This is a genomic window from Undibacterium sp. JH2W, from assembly GCF_049340425.1.
Taxonomy (GTDB): Bacteria; Pseudomonadota; Gammaproteobacteria; order Burkholderiales; family Burkholderiaceae_D; genus Undibacterium.
On sequence record NZ_JBMPOT010000031.1, the window covers coordinates 20122 to 39534 of the forward strand.

Annotated in this window: 17 protein-coding genes; 13 read left to right on the plus strand and 4 right to left on the minus strand. The window is 50.9% G+C overall.

Annotation, left to right across the window (positions count from 1 at the left end; genetic code table 11):
• Window positions 1–1053, minus strand: coding sequence for a 3-deoxy-7-phosphoheptulonate synthase (locus ACO0LC_RS27760; RefSeq protein ID WP_423009263.1), 1053 nt, complete (start codon window positions 1051–1053; stop codon window positions 1–3).
• 209 nt (window positions 1054–1262) lie between these two features.
• Between ACO0LC_RS27760 and ACO0LC_RS27765 the strand changes: the two genes are divergently transcribed.
• From ACO0LC_RS27765 to ACO0LC_RS27775, 3 genes are all read left to right on the plus strand, one after another.
• A complete protein-coding gene (locus tag ACO0LC_RS27765) occupies window positions 1263–2015 on the plus strand; it encodes a phytanoyl-CoA dioxygenase family protein (protein WP_423009265.1) in 753 nt (250 codons plus the stop codon).
• 82 nt (window positions 2016–2097) lie between these two features.
• The gene (locus tag ACO0LC_RS27770; protein WP_423009267.1) at window positions 2098–2637 is read left to right on the plus strand and encodes a TlpA family protein disulfide reductase; all 540 of its coding nucleotides are present in this window, start codon (window positions 2098–2100) and stop codon (window positions 2635–2637) included.
• A gap of 240 nt (window positions 2638–2877) precedes the next feature.
• The gene (locus tag ACO0LC_RS27775) at window positions 2878–3666 is read left to right on the plus strand and encodes a substrate-binding periplasmic protein (protein WP_423009269.1); all 789 of its coding nucleotides are present in this window, start codon (window positions 2878–2880) and stop codon (window positions 3664–3666) included.
• A 3-nt stretch (window positions 3667–3669) separates the two neighbouring features.
• Here ACO0LC_RS27775 and lysA read toward each other — a convergent pair whose 3' ends face one another.
• Window positions 3670–4917 carry a diaminopimelate decarboxylase gene (gene lysA, locus ACO0LC_RS27780; RefSeq protein ID WP_423009271.1) on the minus strand — a complete coding sequence of 416 codons (1248 nt, stop codon included), beginning with the start codon at window positions 4915–4917 and terminating at the stop codon, window positions 3670–3672.
• Between the two features lie 134 nt (window positions 4918–5051).
• Here lysA and ACO0LC_RS27785 point away from each other — a divergent pair, with 134 nt between their 5' ends.
• From ACO0LC_RS27785 to ACO0LC_RS27795, 3 genes are all read left to right on the plus strand, one after another.
• Window positions 5052–5510 (plus strand): Lrp/AsnC family transcriptional regulator, encoded by a 459-nt coding sequence (locus tag ACO0LC_RS27785; protein WP_423009273.1) that lies wholly within the window; start codon window positions 5052–5054, stop codon window positions 5508–5510.
• 10 nt (window positions 5511–5520) lie between these two features.
• On the plus strand, window positions 5521–6303 hold the full coding sequence (locus tag ACO0LC_RS27790; RefSeq protein ID WP_423009275.1) for a transporter: 783 nt from the start codon (window positions 5521–5523) through the stop codon (window positions 6301–6303).
• Window positions 6304–6393: 90 nt separating this feature from the next.
• Window positions 6394–6915, plus strand: coding sequence for a TlpA family protein disulfide reductase (locus tag ACO0LC_RS27795; RefSeq protein WP_423009277.1), 522 nt, complete (start codon window positions 6394–6396; stop codon window positions 6913–6915).
• On the opposite strand, the gene ACO0LC_RS27800 is transcribed toward ACO0LC_RS27795, so the two are convergent.
• On the minus strand, window positions 6904–7452 hold the full coding sequence (locus tag ACO0LC_RS27800) for an NADPH-dependent FMN reductase (RefSeq protein WP_423009279.1): 549 nt from the start codon (window positions 7450–7452) through the stop codon (window positions 6904–6906). The two genes, ACO0LC_RS27795 and ACO0LC_RS27800, sit on opposite strands and share 12 nt — an antisense overlap.
• Before the next feature lie 205 nt (window positions 7453–7657).
• Here ACO0LC_RS27800 and ACO0LC_RS27805 point away from each other — a divergent pair, with 205 nt between their 5' ends.
• The 7 genes from ACO0LC_RS27805 to ampC all read left to right on the plus strand — a co-directional run bounded on the left by ACO0LC_RS27805 (window position 7658) and on the right by ampC (window position 16579).
• Window positions 7658–8389, plus strand: a complete 732-nt coding sequence (locus tag ACO0LC_RS27805) for a flagellar brake protein (RefSeq protein ID WP_423009281.1) — start codon at window positions 7658–7660, stop codon at window positions 8387–8389.
• Between the two features lie 235 nt (window positions 8390–8624).
• A complete protein-coding gene (locus ACO0LC_RS27810) occupies window positions 8625–9479 on the plus strand; it encodes a helix-turn-helix transcriptional regulator (protein WP_423009283.1) in 855 nt (284 codons plus the stop codon).
• 70 nt (window positions 9480–9549) lie between these two features.
• Window positions 9550–10728: an ABC transporter permease subunit gene (locus tag ACO0LC_RS27815; protein ID WP_423009284.1), complete on the plus strand. Its 1179-nt coding sequence runs from the start codon at window positions 9550–9552 to the stop codon at window positions 10726–10728.
• Between the two features lie 90 nt (window positions 10729–10818).
• Window positions 10819–11214: a BlaI/MecI/CopY family transcriptional regulator gene (locus ACO0LC_RS27820; RefSeq protein WP_423009286.1), complete on the plus strand. Its 396-nt coding sequence runs from the start codon at window positions 10819–10821 to the stop codon at window positions 11212–11214.
• Window positions 11211–13031: a M56 family metallopeptidase gene (locus ACO0LC_RS27825; RefSeq protein ID WP_423009288.1), complete on the plus strand. Its 1821-nt coding sequence runs from the start codon at window positions 11211–11213 to the stop codon at window positions 13029–13031. Before ACO0LC_RS27820 ends, ACO0LC_RS27825 begins: the two co-directional genes overlap by 4 nt.
• A gap of 88 nt (window positions 13032–13119) precedes the next feature.
• Window positions 13120–15345, plus strand: a complete 2226-nt coding sequence (locus ACO0LC_RS27830) for a TonB-dependent receptor plug domain-containing protein (RefSeq protein ID WP_423009290.1) — start codon at window positions 13120–13122, stop codon at window positions 15343–15345.
• A 73-nt stretch (window positions 15346–15418) separates the two neighbouring features.
• Complete coding sequence (gene ampC / locus ACO0LC_RS27835; protein WP_423009292.1) at window positions 15419–16579, plus strand: class C beta-lactamase; 1161 nt, start codon at window positions 15419–15421, stop codon at window positions 16577–16579.
• A 393-nt stretch (window positions 16580–16972) separates the two neighbouring features.
• On the opposite strand, the gene ACO0LC_RS27840 is transcribed toward ampC, so the two are convergent.
• Window positions 16973–19285 (minus strand): DEAD/DEAH box helicase, encoded by a 2313-nt coding sequence (locus ACO0LC_RS27840; protein WP_423009294.1) that lies wholly within the window; start codon window positions 19283–19285, stop codon window positions 16973–16975.
• Window positions 19286–19413: the final 128 nt, after the last annotated feature.

The window sequence follows — 19413 nt, forward strand, 5'->3', positions numbered from 1 at the left end:
TTAGCCGCGCAATCTTGCTGCCGCATCCCGCAACATCTTCTCCGTCGTTTCCCAATCCACGCAGGCATCGGTGACTGAACAGCCGTATTTGAGTTGCGACAAATCTTCCGGGATGGGCTGGTTACCGGCAATGATGTTGGACTCTATCATGACGCCCACGATATCTTTGTTGCCGTTGGCAATCTGGTTGATGACATCCGCCATGACCAGGGGTTGCAGTTCCGGCTTTTTATAGCTGTTGGCATGTGAGCAATCAACCACGATATTGGGTGGCAGCTTGGCCTTGACCAGGGCTTGCTGGGCCATGGCGACAGATACAGTATCGTAGTTCGGGCGATCACCACCACCGCGCAAGACCACATGACCATATTGATTGCCGCTGGTGCGTACGATAGAGACGCGGCCCTGGCCATTCAGACCCAGGAAAGAATGCGGGTGTGATGCCGACAAAATCGCATTGATGGCAATGCTGATGTCGCCATCCGTCCCATTCTTGAAGCCGACGGGCGTGGACAGGCCGGATGACATTTCGCGATGGGTTTGTGATTCCGTGGTGCGTGCACCGATGGCCGTCCAGGCGATCAGGTCACCCAGGTATTGTGGCGAGATAGGGTCCAGTGCCTCTGTTCCGGTTGGCAAACCGAGTTCACAGACATCCAGCAAAAACTGGCGGGCTTTTTCCATGCCCTCATCAACGCGGAAAGAATCATCCATATACGGGTCATTGATATAACCCTTCCAGCCTGTGGTCGTGCGTGGCTTTTCAAAATACACGCGCATCACCAGCAACATCACATCCTTGACTTCTTCCTGCAGGGCTTTCAGGCGGCGCGCATACTCCAGGCCAGCCACAGGATCATGAATGGAGCAGGGGCCCACCACGACGAACAGGCGCTTGTCCTTGCGTTCCAATATGCTGCGCAGGCTCTCACGGCTTTGCTCGACCACATCGCCAGCCAGATCGCTCAAGGGCAGGCGCGCATGTAATTCTTCAGGAGTGGGCATGTTCTCGAAAGAACTGACGTTGATGTTTTCCAGTATGGTATGTGTCATGTTAAGTAAGAGGCTTAGCGTTGAATTTGGCCTACATTATCACCTATTACTGGATTTTTATATTTACGCGCTAATCACAATCCGGCTTAATTTGCCTGCATCTGTTCTGATCACTGCTGGATAAACTCTCCTAAAATCAAGAGTGCGCCATTCTGGTGCATTGAAAATAATGTGCGGCAATAGTATTTTGTTCATAGAAAATGATGACCATGTTAAGCAGTGCCCAACAACAGCAATTCGTCAGCCAGGGGTTTCTGGTATTGCGGCAGCAAGCCAGTGCCGCTTATTGTGAAGAAGTGATCGCCTATTGCGAACAGCAACTGGCCGGGCAGGTACAACCCATAGAATATGAGGCTGACACCCGTTATCCTGGTGCGCCCGCTTCACGCGATGCAGAAGGTGGCTTGACCGCCAGGCGTTTGCTGCAAGCCTATGCCCGTGACCCGCGTCTGGCACTATGGGCAACCGGGCCATCGTTGGCGCAGCCTTTATTGCAGTTGCTGGGTGAGGGGGCCTTGCTGTCTCAGTCTCATCACAATTGCATCATGAGCAAGCAGCCGCAATATTCCACCGCCACAGGCTGGCACAGGGATAGCCGTTACTGGAATTTCCAGCGGGCAGAACTGGTATCTTCATGGCTGGCACTACGTAATGAAACCCTGGAAAATGGCTGTCTGCTGGTGATACCTGGTTCCCATAAAATGGACGTTGACGTGGCACAACTCGATGAAGCCCAGTTCTTGCGTACTGATCTGGAGCAAAACCAGGCTTTGCTGGCGCAAGCCCAGCCCGTAGCTTTGCAGCAGGGGGACGTCTTGCTATTTCATAGCAATCTTTTCCATGCTGCAGGCAAGAACCAGACGGCAGCGACCAAGTTTTCCATGGTCTTTACTTACAGGGCGGCAGATAATCCGCCACGGCCAAGTACACGATCTGCGGCTTTTGCCGAGATTGCTTTATAAGTGCAGACGGACAACTCCAATCTGGACTATGCTGTAAGATCCTAAACACGTGCTTACAGCGTAGATAGATTGGAGTGCTGCCATGCCCAGTATGTCAAAAACCTTGATGATGACAACCATGTTCACTGCCATCATCAGCACACCCTGTGCCCAGGCGGCCAAGGATGTAGCCCCTGCCCAGCCCACCCTGGCGGGCTCCATGCTCAACGGCAAACCGTATAAGCTCGATACTGGCAAGGGCAATGTCATTTTGGTGACCTTCTGGGCGACCTGGTGCCCGACTTGCCAGGCCGAGATGCCCATTTTCCGCAAATTTTATGAAGCCAATAAAAAATCAGGATTTGAACTGGTCACCGTCAGCATAGACGATGCCATGAGCGACATTGATGAATATGCCAAACAAGCAAAATGGCTGAGCAAAGAGAATCAAGGCTTTCCTTCCCTCTGGCGCAATGCCCCGGATTACCAGGATAATTTTGGCAAGGTATTTGCCACACCTACTGTGTTTCTCATAGGCCGTGATGGCAAGGTCATTGAGTCCTACAAAGGCGGCATCAAAGCTGCGCAATGGGCGCATATCAAGGCTATCATCCACAAACCTGCCAGCGCAGCAAAAAGCTGATCAAACCCATGCCAATGTTTGCAGGGCTTATTGTTTAAATATCCATGGTCAAACTTGCTGCATCTTTTGAATGACGTTACTATATATCAAGCCTTCATCTGAAGGCTATTCGGTGACGGTGCTTGTTTCTCAGTAAATGAGACTAGTCTGCTTTACTCTCCCACATTAATTTCATCCTTGCCTCTGGCAGGGGAAGATTGTTGTCTGCCTGATCTGGGGGAGAGTTTTGGATATAAGGTCATGGTGAAGTCAATGCACTTGTGTAATCCTGCTCTGGTTTTGCGGCTGACATTGCTCAGCCTGTTATTGCTGACGGGGCAGCAGGTTGCGCATGCCAAGGAAGTGGTGATGTTGACGGCTGACCCCATAGACCAGCAAGGCCAGCCTCTCCCTATGGAATTGGCGAGCAAATTATTTGACTTCATCGCCCGTGAAGAAAATTTACAGATACAGCAACAACGTAGTCCCTGGCCGCGCGCCATGCGGGCCGCTGAAAATGGGGAGGGGGTCTTATATGGTGTCAGCAAGACCAGGGAAAGAGAAAAAATCTTCCACTTTTCCTTGCCGGTACAATCCAAGTATATGTTTCTGGTTACCAGAAGCGATGCCCAGTTCCCTTTCAATACCATGGCGGATCTCAAGGGCAAGACCATAGGTATACAGCGCGGTTTTAGCTATGGCGATCAATTTGATGCCCTGAAAGACAATCTCTTTAAAGTCGAAGTCGATAATCACGCACCCTTGTCGCGTATCTACAAACTCTTGTTCCGGCGCATGGATGCAGGCTTGTTCAGTGCACTGCGCAAAGACCCGCGCTTTCTCGAGCGCAGGTTGCAGGCTTTGCGGGATGATAATGAAGGTGGCAATTCAACTTTTGCCGATGTCCGTTTGACAGTCTTACCCAAACCCCTGCTTATAGATACTACCCATTTCGCTGTTCGGGCAGACAAGGATGACGGCATCATAGACAAGCTCAATGTCGCCATCCTCAAAGCCCGCAAGGCCGGGCTCATAGAAGAATTTCATTAGACCTTACAGGTTTTCCAGCGCAATCAATTCCTGCACTGTCTGGCGACGGCGGATTTGTTTGATCTGCTCACCATCGACCAGAATCTCAGGTATCAGCGGGCGTGAATTATAGTTCGACGACATGCTGGCACCATAGGCGCCAGCATCATGGAAGACGAACAGGTCGCCAATTTCGCAAGCGGGCAAATCCTGAGTCGTGACCACGCCGCCATCTTCTTGCGTGAATACATCCCCAGACTCACACAAAGGCCCGGCAACCACGGTAGGGCGCAAGGCCGTGGTGCGCGCAGTGCCATCTGCTGCATGACAGCTAATGCGGTGGAAGCTACCATACATGGACGGACGCACCAAATCATTAAAGCCTGCATCGACAAGGGCGAAGAAATTGCTGCCCACCTGCTTTTGCGCGCGCAATTCAGAAATCAACATACCGGATTGCGCCACCAGGAAGCGGCCAGGTTCTATCTCCATGCTGATCTTGTGGCCCAGCAGGATTTCGATTTCTTTCCTGGCCTTGTCCCAGATTTCAAAATAGTGCGCAGTATCCACCGCAGGCTCGTCACCGCGGTAAGGGATGGACAGGCCACCGCCTATGGAGATTGCCTGCAAGTCACGCTGGCAGATTTTCACCTGCTCTATCATGGCATCGCAAACGCTTTGCAAATGATCATAATCAACACCAGAACCTATATGCATGTGCAGGCCCACCAGCGTCAAACCATATTGATCGATGATAGCCAGCGCGTTTTGCAATTCTTCATGCCAGATACCGTGCTTGCTTTGCTCGCCACCGGTATTGGTCTTGCGGCTGTGGCCGTGGCCAAAACCAGGGTTGATGCGCAACCACACGGCATGGCCGGGATGGGCTTGCCCCAGTTGCTCCAGCATTTGCGGTGAACCGCAATTCACCGGAATATTCAATTCCACCACACGCTTCAGGGTTGCACGGTCCAGCAAATCAGCGGTGAATACGATAGGAGCATGGCCGCCATGCTCAGCCTGGCTGGCATAACCTGCCACCAGTGCACGTTCCACTTCACCGAGCGAGACAGAATCTACCATCACGCCTTCTTCACGCATCAGGCGCAGCAAATGGATATTGCTGGAGGCCTTCTGGGCAAAGCGGATCACATCAAATTGTCGCAAGCGGGCAATTTGTGCTCTTATAATAGTGGCATCGTAAGCCCAGCAAGGCGTGTCGAATTCCTTGGCAATATGGGCAAGCTGGCCGGCTGTGATAGTCGTTGTCATGGTAATTTTTCCAGGGCATACAAAAGTTTGGTGTAAGCTCTACTTTAACAAGTGCAAGCCATGGTTTGAATAGGATTCCATAGGGAATTGCTCATCTGGTCATGGGTTTGATTGGAAATTTATAAAAAATGCTTATGAATCATAAACTTGATCAGTTTGATCAAAAAATCCTGCAATTATTGCAACAGGATGCGCGCATGTCGCATGCCGAGATAGGTCGCCAGGTACATCTTAGCCAGCCTGCTGTCTCCGAACGCATCAAGCGCCTCGAAGCTGCCCAGGTAATACGCGCCTATCGTGCCGATATTAATCCCAAGGCGCTGGGTTATCAAATCACCGCCATGATACGGCTGTCGACTCAGCAGGGGCGACCATATGCCCATTATGTGGCCAATTGCCCCGAAATCATTGATTGCTATACTGTGACAGGTGAAGACGGTGCCGTCATGCGCGTGCTGGCTACCGATGTAGAACATTTACAGCGTATCATTAATGAATTGAATGCCTTTGGCTCCACCTCGACAGCGATAGTCCTGACTACCCATGTTGCAGGCAAGGCCATCAGTGCACCCGCTGTGCTTATTTCAGAATAAAAGGAAAATCATGTCCAGAATATCCCGATTGAGTTTTGCCACCCTGGCGTGCCTGGCCAGCCTGACCTGCCAGCTTGCCTGTGCTGCCGATGAAGAGGTCGATGCTATCACCCCTTATCGCCCCTCGGTATCCAATTCTGCGCAACTGCCAGTGGCAGGCCAACTGGAGCTGGAAATGGGCGTCAACACCATCAAAACCGGGCCTGCACAGCGCCAGAGTCTGCCTTATCTGTTCAAGCTGGCATTTTCGAAAGAGTGGGGCATCTTGCTGGGGGGCGAGGCCAGGATCATCAATGACGACGGTGCAGGCCAGCGTGACCGTGGTTTTGGCGATACCAGCCTGACCATTAAACGGGCGTTTATCGTCAATGATGACACCGCATTTGGTCTGGAGCTGGGCAATAAATTTCCTACTGCCAAAGAACCTCTGGGGTCAGGTAAGGCAGACTGGACTCTGAATGGCATATTCAGCCAGGACTTGGGCAAGATACATGCTGACGTGAACTTGAACACGACACATGTCGGTTTTGCCGAGGATGCCACTTCACATTGGCAAACCGGCTTGTCGGCTTCGTTTTCTACGGCGATCAATGACAAAATGGGTGTTACAGCTGAATGGGCGGGCTGGCGCCGTGCTGGAACAAAAAACCAGGGCCAGGCCCTGTTCGCCCTGACTTACAGCCCCAACAAACGCCTGACCCTGGATGCAGGTATGACCAGAGGATTGACCAGCGCATCTCAGGACTGGTCATGGTTTGCCGGTGTCGTCGTTCCTGTTGCCAAGCTTTGGTAAGACCCGCGCATCTGTGACGGAGCGCAAAGCCCGATTTTGACTTAAGCCGTATAATGTGGACTTGAATGATCACTTGCTTTGGAAAAAAACATGCTGGCGCCTTCTTCACCGCGTAAATTTGCTATATTTTCTGTCATTGCCGCTACGGCATTGATCGCCCTGGCTGCCACATTTTTTTATACCTACCAAGCCAGGACGCCCATGCCGGATGTTAGTTTCACCAACCTCAAAGGTGAAAAAATCTCCACACAAAGCTTGCGTGGCAAGGTGGTCATGGTCAACTTCTGGGCCACCTCCTGCGCAACTTGCGTGGCAGAGATGCCTAAAATGATAGAAACCTACAATAAATACAATAAGCAGGGCCTGGAATTTGTGGCCGTAGCCATGAGCTATGACGCCCCCAATTACGTGCTCAACTATGCTGAAACCCGCAAACTGCCTTTCCATGTTGCCCTGGACCTGGAAGGCAAGCTGGCGCGCGCTTTTGGTGAAGTCAAGCTGACCCCAACCACCTATGTCATCGACAAGCAGGGCAATGTTCTCAAGCGCTATGTTGGTGAACCTTCCTTTAGTGAATTGCACACCCTGCTGGAACAGGCTTTAGCTGTCTGAACTTAGCCTGTCCTGATGTAATTTCCATTCAGACCTGGCAGCTATCAGGGCTATTCTCACACTGGTGGCTATCATTTGGTCGTGCATTATGCCGTCTTCATCCAGCCCCGCACCTATGACAGGTAGCTTGATCGAAGCGGCTTGCATGATATGGGCCGACATGACGCTCAAGGTCTCCCGCAATGCCGCATCGGCATGCGTGGCCCTGGGTGAGGCATTCAACACGATAACGGGTTTGTAGACGAAGACCTCGCTACTGACTGTCCAGTCCAGCGCATTCTTGATGACACCCGTGACGCCATGGGCATATTCCGGGCTGGCAATCAGCACGGCATCGGCAGCAGTGATTTGTGCCTTCAAGTCTTGTACGCTGGCGGGTGGGGTTAAATCCAGGTCAGGATTAAATAAGGGTAAAGACGCCATCCCGGCATAGGGCAGGATTTCCATATCCGGTGGTGCCAGATGCTTGATTGCTCGTATCAACATGCCATTCAGGGATGCAGCACGCAAGCTGCCGCAGATCGCTAGTATTTTCATTTATCGCACATCATCAGTGGGGCAAACAGGCATTATCCGATAATCACGCTATCCTTGTTGATGCAAGGAGAAAGCCCGGTGCTGGTCTCGCCAAAACCAAAAAACAACTGAAGTCTTATTTCAAAGACAGTACTGGTATTCTTTTATTGACCTATAGTAATAAGCAGTCTATTTTTCAGGAAAAATAGATAAAAAAGGTAGACGGATGTCAGCATCATTGAGTAATGAGCAAATAGAAGACAAATTCTTCCTGCTGGGCCAGAGGGAAATACTGGGGATATTGAATGAGCTTGCGCACAGACGTGAGCCAGTCACGGTCTATTTTAATGAAGGTCGTGAATTCATCGTCACCCTGGTACTCTCGGCCAGGGATGATGGTCTGGTATTTGATATAGGTGGTGATGCACGCGCCAATAAATTGCTGGAAAAAGCCAGTTCCTGTGTTTTTCTGGCTTTGCCAGATGGCATACGGGTGCAATTTACCGGGCTCAATCCCCAGCGTTTCAGCTGGGGGGGGCAGGATGCCTTCTGGGTACCCATACCGCAGCGTGTGGTGCGCATGCAGCGCCGTGAATACTTCCGCAATCAATTACCCATCGTCGATCCGCTCAAGGTCAGGCTGTATAACGAGCAGGGCGAAACCCTGGCTTATTGGCCCATCCATGACTTATGTGTGGGCGGATTAAGCGTACAGGTCTCTGGCCCGCCAGAAATCAGGGTGCAGGACCGCATCGCCAAATTGCATATCGTGCTTGGCATCCGCAATGTTGTGCGCTGCGAAGGCGTGGTACGCCATGTCACACAGATAGAGAAAAACAAACAGGGCAGACATCGCATAGGCGTCAGCTTTTCCAACTTGCCACATGAAATGGATGTGGCCATACAGCGGCACGTCAACCAGCTTGAATATGAGCGCCGCAAGTTGTTGCCAAAGTGAATTTTCGAGCACGCTGATAAAGACTTAAAAAACATCAGCCAGACAAATAGTTGCGGGCATACTTTAGTAGAGCATGAAGCAAAAACAATCAAAACAGTTTCAAGTGTTCTTGAATGCAGAATGTGAGCGGCATTTTTTATTGCCATGGAAGATGAGATTTTCAAGTTTTAATTTGTTCGCGTAAGGTTTAAGCTTGGCTGGACAAGTTTGATAAAACTATCGCATCCCGTGGACCATGGCATTAACTCTGCGTACCCTCTTCCAAAGTGAATTGCTGTCCATACGACATGGCGTGGCACGGCCTGCGCCGGATGACTCACAAGAGCTGGAATGCGAAACTGCCGACCTGGTATTGCTACCCATTGCCGGTGTGCTGGCCAAGCATGATGGCCCGAAACAGCATGTCATCGCCAACGCCAATCACGCGATTTTCCTGGGCACTGGGCAACCGTATCGCATCACTTTTCCTGGCAACATAGGTGATGAGGCCCTGGTGCTGGATTTCTCCAAAGAAGCACTCATGCAAATGCTGGTCGATGCCGCTGGCGTGCAACAACTGTATACACCCGTACTCAGGCCGCATAGTCTGCTGCCGCCTGCCAGCGTCCTCCACCGTGAACTCTTGTGGCGGCATTTGCATGCACCGGTAGTTGATCAACTGGCGGTGCAAGAAATCAGCGTCTCCGTGCTGACTGCATCTGTACAGGCTGCATGCAGAAACCCTGGACAACTCGACAATGCCAGACCGACCCTGACGCAGAGTCGGAGGCGCTGGCAAGTAGAGACAGTCAAAGAACTGATTTCGCTTTATCCCCATCAGGACTGGGCGCTCGATGAGCTGGCCCGCTATGTGCATACATCTCCTTTTCATCTCTCCAGGGTATTCAGGGAAGAAGTTGGTTTGCCTGTCCATCGTTACCTGATACGCACGCGTCTGGCCAGTGCCTTGCGCGCCATGCAGGCGAGTTGCCATGACTTGTCAAAGATAGCCCACGCCTGCGGTTTTGCCAGTCATAGCCATTTCACATCCAGCTTCCGCTCTGTATTTGGCATGACACCTAGCCAATCCCAGCAGCGTGGCATGATGTGAGCAAGAACATGATAGCGGCAGCAAGACCAGGCGTTTAAGATACCTGGATTATCAATTGCCGGGCAAGGCCATGAGCCATTACTTTGATACCAGCGCAAATCCCCGTCAGGCTTATCCCTTACTGGTATTGCTCATTACCGTCATGCTGGCTTTCCCCTTCGTTGCCATGCAGTTTGGCAATGCCTGGGTGCGCATCATGGATTTTGCCCTGCTGTACATCATGCTGGCCCTGGGGCTTAACATCGTCGTGGGTTTTGCGGGTTTGCTCGATCTTGGTTATATCGCCTTCTATGCTTTGGGGGCGTATATGACTGCTCTGCTGGCATCGCCGCAGTTTGCGGTCTTGCTGGAGTCGCTGCTGAATAATTTCCCGGCGCTGGGTCATGTCTTGCTATGGTTTTGCGGACCAGAGATTGCCGCGCATGGTCTACATCTGTCGGTGTGGATCATCGTCCCTTTGGGGGCAACGCTGGCAGCACTACTGGGGGCTTTGCTTGGTGCGCCTACCCTGAAATTGCGAGGGGATTACCTGGCCGTGGTGACCCTGGGTTTTGGTGAAATCGTGCGCATCTTTATCATCAATCTGAATGCACCTGTTAATATTACCGACGGCCCCAAGGGCATCAATATGATAGACCATATACGCATCTTTGGCGTTTCTCTGGGGGGCGAGCCAGGCCTGGGGTCGCCAGTGCAGATAGGCAGTTTTTCCATGCCTTCGGTGAATGCCTATTACTTTCTTTTCTTATTCCTGTGTGCCTGCATCATCTTCGTAACAGTACGCCTGCATGACTCGCGACTGGGGCGCGCCTTCATTGCCATACGCGAAGATGAAACTGCCGCGATAGCCATGGGCATCAATACCCGCAATATCAAGCTGCTGGCTTTTGCCATGGGGGCTTCGTTTGGTGGCGTGGCGGGTGCCATGTTTGCCGTCTTCCAGGGTTTTGTTTCACCAGAATCGTTTTCATTGAATGAATCAATCACGGTCTTGTCCATGGTGATATTGGGCGGCATAGGCCATATACCTGGCGTTATCCTGGGGGCAGTGCTGCTGGCGATCCTGCCCGAAGTATTGCGCTATGTGGTTGTTCCCGTGCAGATGTCTCTGTTTGGCAGCATGCTGATAGAACCTGAAGTACTGCGCCAGCTCTTGATAGGCATGACCATGGTCACCGTCATGCTGAAACGTCCTGCTGGCCTGTGGCCATCCCCCAGACGTGAAGACAGGCTCATCGCCACAGGCTGAACAAATAATTGAATAATCTAGAAAAAAAGTTCTAGACAAAAGTTTCTAGAACATTTATTCTGCATCCATTGTTTAATCTGGATGTTGAGTATGTCTACTTCTGTTGCAAAATCATCTATTCCCAAGCCCACGGCCTCCGAACTGAACTTGCTCAAGGTCTTATGGCAGCATGGCCCCATGAGTGCCAAGCAATTGCATGAAAACATACAGGATGAACGCCCCGATCTGGCCTATGCCACGGTCTTGCGTCATCTGCAAATCATGCATGGAAAAGGTATCCTGATACGTGATGAAAGCCAGCGCTCGCATGTCTATGCAGCTGCGCAAGAACAGGATTCCTTGCAAACCAATTTGCTCAAAGACATGATACAGAAAGTTTTTGCCGGTTCGGGCAAGGCCCTGGTGCTGGCTGCCCTGCGCGGCCACGTCACCGACAAAGAACGCGATGAAATCGAGCAAATCATGCAGGATGAGAAAAAATCATGATGCCTGCCTCCCTGCTCACAGAACATACGCTGACTGAATTGCTGGGCTGGCCTTTGCTGCACTTCGTCTGGCAAGGTGCATTGATTGCCAGCGTTTGCGCCATCTTGCTGGCCCTGACCCGTAATGCCCGTCCACAATTGCGCTATATGCTGGCTTGCGCGGCGATGTTGATGTGCCTGCTGTGGCCAGCGCTGGGCGTGCTGCAACAATGGCGGGACCCGCAAACCATCAACCTGGAAACAGCGCTACAGCTGGCCAGCAAGACCAGTATCTCCCTGGACCTGATCTGGATCAGGCAAAGCCTGCTGGCAGCGCAGATAGAAGCCTGGTTGCCGCTGGTGGTCAGCATCTGGGGTATGGGCGTGCTATTGATGCTGATGCGTCTGGCCCTGGGCCTGCTATGGGTGTATAGACTGGGCCAGCATGGCAATGATATTGCAGTACTGACCCAACAATGGCAGGCGCGCACCAATCAACTGGCATATCAATTCTCCATACGTCGCCAGGTACAGGTGAGGTTTCAAAAAGACTTGTTAAGCCCGGTCACCTACGGCTGCCTGAAACCTGTAGTGGTGATGCCAGCCTCTCTGCTGAGTGGCATGGCACCTGACATGATAGAAGCCTTGCTGGCGCATGAACTGGCGCATATCAAGCGCTGGGATTATGCCGTCAACCTGCTGCAAAATCTGGTGCTGTCGCTACTGTTTTATCACCCTGCCGTATGGTGGGTATCCAAGCGCATCAATGCAGAAAGAGAGTTGATTGCCGACGATATGGCGGCGGGCATGCTGGGGCAGAGCAAGCCATTGGCGCGTGCCTTGCAAGTGCTGGATAAACTGCAAATCGCCGCTTTGCCGCCAACTGCGATGGCGGCGAATGGTGGTGATTTGCTCTCACGCATCAAGCGCCTGGTACGCCCGGATGCACAGCCATGGCACTGGAAAATGGCAGCTCCTGTGCTTGGCATCGCCGCGGCCTTGCTGCTGCTATTGCAGACCCAGGTGAATGCAGCGCCAGAGCTATCAGTAGCAGCGCCTGCAGAAAAATCTGCGCCAGTGACCCATGTCAATGCCTATGTCAAGACCAGCTCAGAACATGTACTGGTCATCGACGAACAAAGCGGCAAAGTCTTATTGGAAAAAAATGCAGATACCGTCGTCCCCATTGCTTCACTGAGCAAATTGATGACGGCCATGGTGACCCTGGATGCCAAGCTGGACATGCAGGAAAGTATAACCATCACCAAGGACGATATAGGTACATGGCAAAATACTCAGATCAAGTTGCCAGCAGGCATTAGCCTATCGCGGCAAAACCTGCTGGAGCTGGCCCTGATCCCTTCCAGCAATGCTGCAGCGCGTGCCCTGGCCAGAAGTTATCCTGGTGGCAAAGCCGCCTTTATCGCCGCTTTGCAAAAGAAAACTGCCAGCCTGGGTTTGCAAGCCACCTATCTGGACGAAGCATCAGGTATTTCACCAAATAATCGTTCCACCGCCAGGGACATCGCCCGCCTGGTCAAGGTCGCCGCCAGCTACCCTGAATTGAGCACGCTGACCAGTCGCAGCGAGGGCCAGTACAGCGTAGCCGGACAAACCCATGACTACCAAAGCACAAATAGCCTGACTGCTGACAAGGACTGGGACATCAGCCTGTCCAAAACTGGGTATTCAAAAATCGCCGGGCGCTGTATCACCATGCGTACCACGCTGGCAGGCAAGCCCATCATCATGGTCTTGCTGAATGCAAAAAACAGCGATATGCGCACCGACGATGTCATGCACATACGCACGGCACTGGAAGCTGCCACACCAGGCTAAACCACTCCTATTCCTTGCTTGACAGTCTTGCGCCATAACAGGCGCAAGGTCCTCCCACGCCTTTACACTGTAGATGAAAGAACACATCATGCTTTTTCAGCAGACCTCATTACGTCTGAATCACTTGCCACGCTTGTCTGGCATCGCTTTAAGTGTACTGGCTTTGTTCGCCAGCAAACCAGTATGGGCGCAAGAGCTGGCACCGCCAACATCCGCTCAAACACCATCACAAGTCGAAATTACGGGCAAGGCCCAGCCCAATCGCGACCGGCAAGATGATGTCGGAATGCGTGCCATATATGGTCGCGACGACATCGACAAATACGGTGACAGCAATCTTAGTGAAGTCTTGAAACGCCTGCCCGGCATCAGCGTTACCGAAAGCAAGGGCAAAGGGGCAGAGATACGCATGCGCGGCCTGGGCAATGGCTATACCCAGATCTTGCTGAACGGCCAGGCTACACCCGTCGGCTTCAGCATAGACAGTATTGCCCCTGAACTCATAGAAAGCATAGAAGTCATGCGTGTTGCCGGGGCCGATGTCAGCGCCCAAAGCATAGCCGGTACCATCAACATCATCCTCAAGAAAAAAAGCAGTCAGCAAGCGACAGAAATCAAATCCAATGCCAGCCTGCAAGCTGGTCGCCTGTCCGGCAATTTATCCTGGAGTGTCGGTGATCAATTGCCTGGCGCAGGGGCAGACATTAGCTATGTCCTGGCCGGTACATTGGAAAGCAATAATAATGAAGTCAATACCACCCAGTCCGAAACGCATGCCATCCGTGCAGATGCTTATGCAGCATGGCAACAAACTGACAGGGTACTCCAGCAAAGCCAGCAAAATCGCCGTGATGCTGCCAGCTTCTCACCCCGCCTGAACTGGAAAATCGATGGGCAAACCAGCCTCAACTGGCAAGCCAACCTCAACCTGAGCAGGGCAGAGCAAGCCAAGAATGAAAAAGAAAATACCCAACTTGGTAACTCCACAGAATACCCTGACAATCACAGCATTTGGGCCGCGCATATACTGACCTCACGCAATGACTTCAGTTGGGAACGTCGTCTGGCCGATAGTGCCAAACTGAGCATGAATTTTGGCTGGAACAGCATAGACCGGGCCACAAAATTCCAGTTCTGGGGCAAGGATAATGCTGGGGCCTTGAGTGTACATCGCTATGTTATCGGGGATGCTGATGAGCATGAATACCGCTTCAACGGCAAATACCTGGCACCGTATACAGAGTCGCATGTACTCAGCCTGGGTTGGGAAACCAGCCGCGCATTGCGCCATGAAAACCGCGATGAACAAGAAACTGCGCTCTCCTTGGGAACTACAGACTACAGCGCCCATGCCTACCAGGCCAGCTTGCAAAAACTGGTGGCCTATATCCAGGATGAGTGGAGCATTAGCAGCGCCTGGTCAGCCTACCTGGGTTTGCGCATGGAACGCATCAGTAGCAATAGCCGCGAGGCAGGTGTTTTTGATTTTCAAAATAATTCCACCATGTTGAGTCCCATACTGCAAAGTGTCTGGAAGCTTGATGCCAAAAGACAATGGCGTATGGCAATCAACCGCAGCTTCAAGCTGCCTACCGTTGCCAACCTGGTACCGCGCCTGTTCCGCGTCGATAATAACAACACCCCACTGAATGCGGATTTTCAGGGTAACCCAAATTTGCGCCCCGAGCGCGCTTGGGGTATGGAGCTTGCCTATGAACATTACCTGAGCGAAGCCAGCCTCATCAGTGCCAATGCCTATTGGCGGCGCATCGATGATGTCATGATCGAGCAAACCCTGCCAAACGGCAGTACCTGGGTAAGCAGTCTCATCAATGATGGCCGCGCCAGGATACTGGGGCTGGAAATCGAAGCCAAGCTCAACCTGCAACAACTGTATGCCAGCATGCCCGCCATAGAGATACATGGCAACCTTAACCGTAACTGGTCCAGGGTAGAGCAAGTCCCTGGCCCCGACAATCGCCTGGCACAACAAACCGGCTTATTGATCAGCGCCGGTGCTGACTACCAGATCCAGCCAGCCTGGCGCGCCGGGGCAGACTACAACTTCCAGGCCGCAGACAACCTGCGTGAATCTGCCTACATGACAGGACACACCAGCCCCAGACGTCACCTGGATATTTACCTGGCCTGGAAGCAAAACAAGCAAAGCCAGTTACGTTTTTCTGTGACCAATGTCTTGCAGCAAAACAAGATGGAAAGCGGCAGCTTTACCACTGCCAGCGAGCGCTGGACTGAAAACAGCCAGCAGCAAACCGCACGCACCTGGCGGCTGGTCTGGGAACTAAAGTTGTGAACGGCCCGCATTAACCGAAATTAAATAGCAAGTATTTTTGACACACTGATTCAGCAAATTTTAGGAAAATAAAATGACATCACCAGCCATACAATATCTTCGTATAGGCGTACTTGTTGGCAGCGCCATCCTGTGCCTGCCAGCCACCAGTGCAGAAGTGGGCACTGTTAAACGCGCTGTCGATGCAGCCATACTTCCAGCCATGAAAACCCATGACATCCCCGGCATGGCCGTCGGCATTTTTGTCGATGGCAAACAATATGTCTACAACTACGGCCTGGCATCCAGGGCAGAAAATAAAGCCGTCACAGATGCAACCCTGTTTGAGGTAGGTTCCATCAGTAAGACTTTCGCAGCGACCATGGCGACCCTGGCACAGGTCAGGGGCAAGCTGGCGCTGAGCGACAAAGTGGCCGATCACATAGACAGTTTGCAAGGCTCCGCCTTTGGCGAAACCACCGTGCTAAGCCTGGCAACCCACACTACAGGTGGCCTGCCCTTACAAGTCCCGGATGAAGTCAACAGCGATGAACAATTGATGACTTATTTCAAGAACTGGAAACCCGCTCACGATCAGGGCCACTATCGCACCTATAGCAACCTCAGCGCAGGCATGCTCGGCGTCATCGCCGCCAAGAGCTTGCAACAGCCATTTGCCACTGTGATGCAGGAACAAATCTTCCCCGCTTTTGGCATGCACAACAGCTACATGGTCGTGCCGGAGGCAAGGTGGGCAGACTATGCACAGGGCTATAAAAAAGACGACACCCCAGTCCGCCTGCGTGACGACGTACTGTCCATTGAAGCCTATAGCGTCAAAACCACAGCCAGCGATCTGCTGCAGTTTATCAAGGCCAATGTAGGCGAGAAGAAACTGAGCCCGGAGTTTGCGCAAGCTTTGAACGATACCCACACCGGCTATTTCAAAGCTGGCCGCATGACCCAAAGCCTGATGTGGGAGTCATACCCCTACCCCGCAAATATGTCAGCACTGCTGGAAGGCTCATCCGAGCGCATGGTCTTTGAAGCCACACCAGTACAAAAAATCAAGCCACTCATCGCATCTCAAACAAAGGTATTCATCCATAAAACCGGAGCCACCAGCGGCTTTGGCGCCTACATCGCTTTTATTCCACATAAGAAAATGGGCATAGTCATCCTTGCCAACAAGAGCTATCCAAATGCGGCGAGGATTAAAATTGCGCAGGAGATTTTGGGGAGGTTGGAGAAGTGAGTTATTTACAGGATTTGCGGAGCTAAGTGGTGACTCAGTAAATACAACCTTCAATATGCAGTTTGCAGATTGAAGGTATTCACGATCTAATAGGTTTATGGGGGGGGCGCTGCGTCTTGTGAGAGTTAATTTGGTCGCACTTATCCCATTGAAACATGGTTCTTAAAATTTATTGAATATGGAGCAATCGTGAATCAGTTTTTCTAATTCTGGTATCTTTCCTAAGAACCGAATCGCTCAGACTTTGTTTTAATATGAATCACACACCCTTTTCTCCAATGCTGTCGAAAACAGCTTTGAAATAACTCGGATAGTCTTCAAGGAATGCCGAAATTACATTCCGGTGTGATTGCAGCGCTGGCCCAAAGTAGACTCCCTCATATCCAAATTGCATTAAAATTTCTCGTAAGCCAAGGCAATAACACGGTCAGCGAATCCGCGTTCGACTGCGGAAATAGATATCCAATCTGGCAATCCATACTTCAATGATTTCTGAAAAAGAGTGAGGGCTGCAGTGTCATCATTGAACGAATTTGTACTGCCAAACAACAATTGTGCTACAGCAGAGAGTAACAATGAACAATCGAAACTAAGAGTATTCTCAAGAAATTTAATAACATCTGTATCTGTCAAGCGTCTACGTCTTTTACCCCACGGTTTGGTGCCATTTTTGGATTCGGCATATGCCACCAAGTCGCCGTAGCTCACCCCGATCAGCCACTGAAACGCCAACTCCTTTGGAAGTTCAGGCGGTTCAATTTGGCCGAAGAATTTGTCATCGATTTGCTCGCAGAGTAATGGCCACACGTTGTTTAACCAGTCTATATTCGTAGTTAACTCTAACAATTTATCTCTGCGTTCCTCAACCCATTTTTCTATAGCAATTGCTGCATCAACGCCAAGCAATGTTTTCGCATAAGTGGCTTGTTTTCCCGGCATAGGTACTACACTTTGCACGTGGTCTGCTACAAGTTCAAACAAGCCAACTAATGCTTCTTGTTCGTCGTGCGAAGCCAAATGATGTGCTAGCGTAGTCTTGGCCAGTTCACGGACTTGAGCCTTAAATAATTCAAATTCGTCTGTTCCTCGATTTGCCATCAAGTAACTTTCGACAGACATCAATAGTCGGCGTCGGAATTTAAGCTCTGAAAATATTTCTTTCGCTGAAAATCTGGATTGCCCAAATTTCCGCTCGACATTGGCGGCCCAATCAAGCCAAATTTCTTGGCCCGAAAGTAAGAGTTTCGGTACATCGACAAGCGACATCTGCAAATTTTCTAATCCATTGACGCTTTTAAACGGTGCCAGTAACGTTAGTAGTGAACTGGTGGTGTCTTCGGCTTGCTGAATATCCAGAAGATTTACTGCAGCATTGAACCTCCACGATTCGACTTTTCGTCTATCAAGCACACGAGGATCTGCAAATATAACGAGCCCTTCAGTGTGCATTCCTGATCTTCCCGCACGTCCGATGAGGTTCTGAAAATCACGTGTTCGGATTTGATCGGCTCCTTGGTTAACTCCTGAAACAATTAGATACCGAATAGGGAGATTTACGCCCTGAGCAAGCGTCGATGTACAAGCAATCAATCTGATTCGCTCATGCTGCATGGCATGTTCAACGGATAGTCTTATGCCGTGAGGGGTATTCCCATGATGAACAAATACTCCTAATTCCGCAGCAAGAGCGAGACTAGATTCTGCACCCAAATGCTTTCGTATCAAATTTACGAGACGAGCGATTTCATTCGGGTCCGAATTACTAGATGGCGGCTCAAGTTGATAACCTCGCTCATAAATTTCAACTGCTCGCTCGGCGATGCTAGATGCTGTGTCTTTGCGTCCACAGAAGATTGCAACGGCACCTTGCGGTGAAAGTCGAATACCTAGGTAAAGTGAAATATCTTTCCAAGCATCATCATCTTTTTCCGGGAAATAACGATCGTTCCTTTCTTTTCCTTTCCTGCTAAGCATTTGCTGTTCAATGGCTCTAGGTACAAAATAGTCGTACCTATCGTAATTACTTGATTCGAAGAAATGGAGTTGTCCAAGACGCTCCAGCCACGTCGCGAAGGCGATGGAGCGCGCAGTCGGCAAAAGTCCAACTCCATTAATTATTTTGGCTCCATCTCCAATAAGCCAATTCCCAACTTCTTTTGCATTGCGTATTACTGCTGAAACCAAGACAGTCTGTGCTGTTCCGGGCAAAAGATTTTTGATTTCAGTCAGCAATAATTCATAGGTGATACCGCGACTGCCCGAATCAAACTGATGCCCTTCATCATACACAACTATGCCAATATCTTTTAAAGCTTCAGGTACTTGTCGCAATACATATAGGAATTTTTCGGGAGTAAGCACCAAAACATAGCGGGATTTCGGCGCCTCTATGCCAATTAACTCAGAAATCTGATCCAAAAAATCAAGTTGAAGTGCGTCTGATAGCTCGTTAACTGTTATGTCATCTTCTTTGAATGATTGCCTCAACGAGTTACCTATTTCATGACACAGCGCTTTGAACGGGGCGACCACCACAGCTACCCTAGCGCGAGCTGACAAAAAACCACTTCGTAAAATGATTTCAATCGAACGGGTTTTGCCTGCACTTGTTGGCATTTGAATGACACCAGAAGTACCGGAAAATATGCCAGCATGTCCGAGTTGAATTTGAGAGGGCCACAACTCCTTTGGGAAGGTCGAGCGCATTATCTGAGGTGTACTGTCAATAGCGGACACTCATGTTCTAAGCTGCCTGTGAGTGCCGATTAAAATTTTCAGCAAATAAGGCTGGCGATATATTGCCAAGACGCGAGTGACGTCGCTGGCGGTTATAA

Bases quoted from the DNA above. Each gene is read 5' to 3' on its own strand.
- ACO0LC_RS27800 (WP_423009279.1), bottom strand. From the start codon at position 7,452: ATGAAAATACTAGCGATCTGCGGCAGCTTGCGTGCTGCATCCCTGAAT.
- ampC (WP_423009292.1), top strand. From the start codon at position 15,419: ATGACATCACCAGCCATACAATATCTTCGTATAGGCGTACTTGTTGGC.
- ACO0LC_RS27795 (WP_423009277.1), top strand. From the start codon at position 6,394: ATGCTGGCGCCTTCTTCACCGCGTAAATTTGCTATATTTTCTGTCATT.
- ACO0LC_RS27810 (WP_423009283.1), top strand. From the start codon at position 8,625: ATGGCATTAACTCTGCGTACCCTCTTCCAAAGTGAATTGCTGTCCATA.
- lysA (WP_423009271.1), bottom strand. From the start codon at position 4,917: ATGACAACGACTATCACAGCCGGCCAGCTTGCCCATATTGCCAAGGAA.
- ACO0LC_RS27825 (WP_423009288.1), top strand. From the start codon at position 11,211: ATGATGCCTGCCTCCCTGCTCACAGAACATACGCTGACTGAATTGCTG.
- ACO0LC_RS27775 (WP_423009269.1), top strand. From the start codon at position 2,878: ATGGTGAAGTCAATGCACTTGTGTAATCCTGCTCTGGTTTTGCGGCTG.
- ACO0LC_RS27770 (WP_423009267.1), top strand. From the start codon at position 2,098: ATGCCCAGTATGTCAAAAACCTTGATGATGACAACCATGTTCACTGCC.
- ACO0LC_RS27820 (WP_423009286.1), top strand. From the start codon at position 10,819: ATGTCTACTTCTGTTGCAAAATCATCTATTCCCAAGCCCACGGCCTCC.
- ACO0LC_RS27815 (WP_423009284.1), top strand. From the start codon at position 9,550: ATGAGCCATTACTTTGATACCAGCGCAAATCCCCGTCAGGCTTATCCC.
- ACO0LC_RS27840 (WP_423009294.1), bottom strand. From the start codon at position 19,285: ATGCGCTCGACCTTCCCAAAGGAGTTGTGGCCCTCTCAAATTCAACTC.
- ACO0LC_RS27805 (WP_423009281.1), top strand. From the start codon at position 7,658: ATGTCAGCATCATTGAGTAATGAGCAAATAGAAGACAAATTCTTCCTG.
- ACO0LC_RS27830 (WP_423009290.1), top strand. From the start codon at position 13,120: ATGCTTTTTCAGCAGACCTCATTACGTCTGAATCACTTGCCACGCTTG.
- ACO0LC_RS27760 (WP_423009263.1), bottom strand. From the start codon at position 1,053: ATGACACATACCATACTGGAAAACATCAACGTCAGTTCTTTCGAGAAC.
- ACO0LC_RS27790 (WP_423009275.1), top strand. From the start codon at position 5,521: ATGTCCAGAATATCCCGATTGAGTTTTGCCACCCTGGCGTGCCTGGCC.
- ACO0LC_RS27785 (WP_423009273.1), top strand. From the start codon at position 5,052: ATGAATCATAAACTTGATCAGTTTGATCAAAAAATCCTGCAATTATTG.
- ACO0LC_RS27765 (WP_423009265.1), top strand. From the start codon at position 1,263: ATGTTAAGCAGTGCCCAACAACAGCAATTCGTCAGCCAGGGGTTTCTG.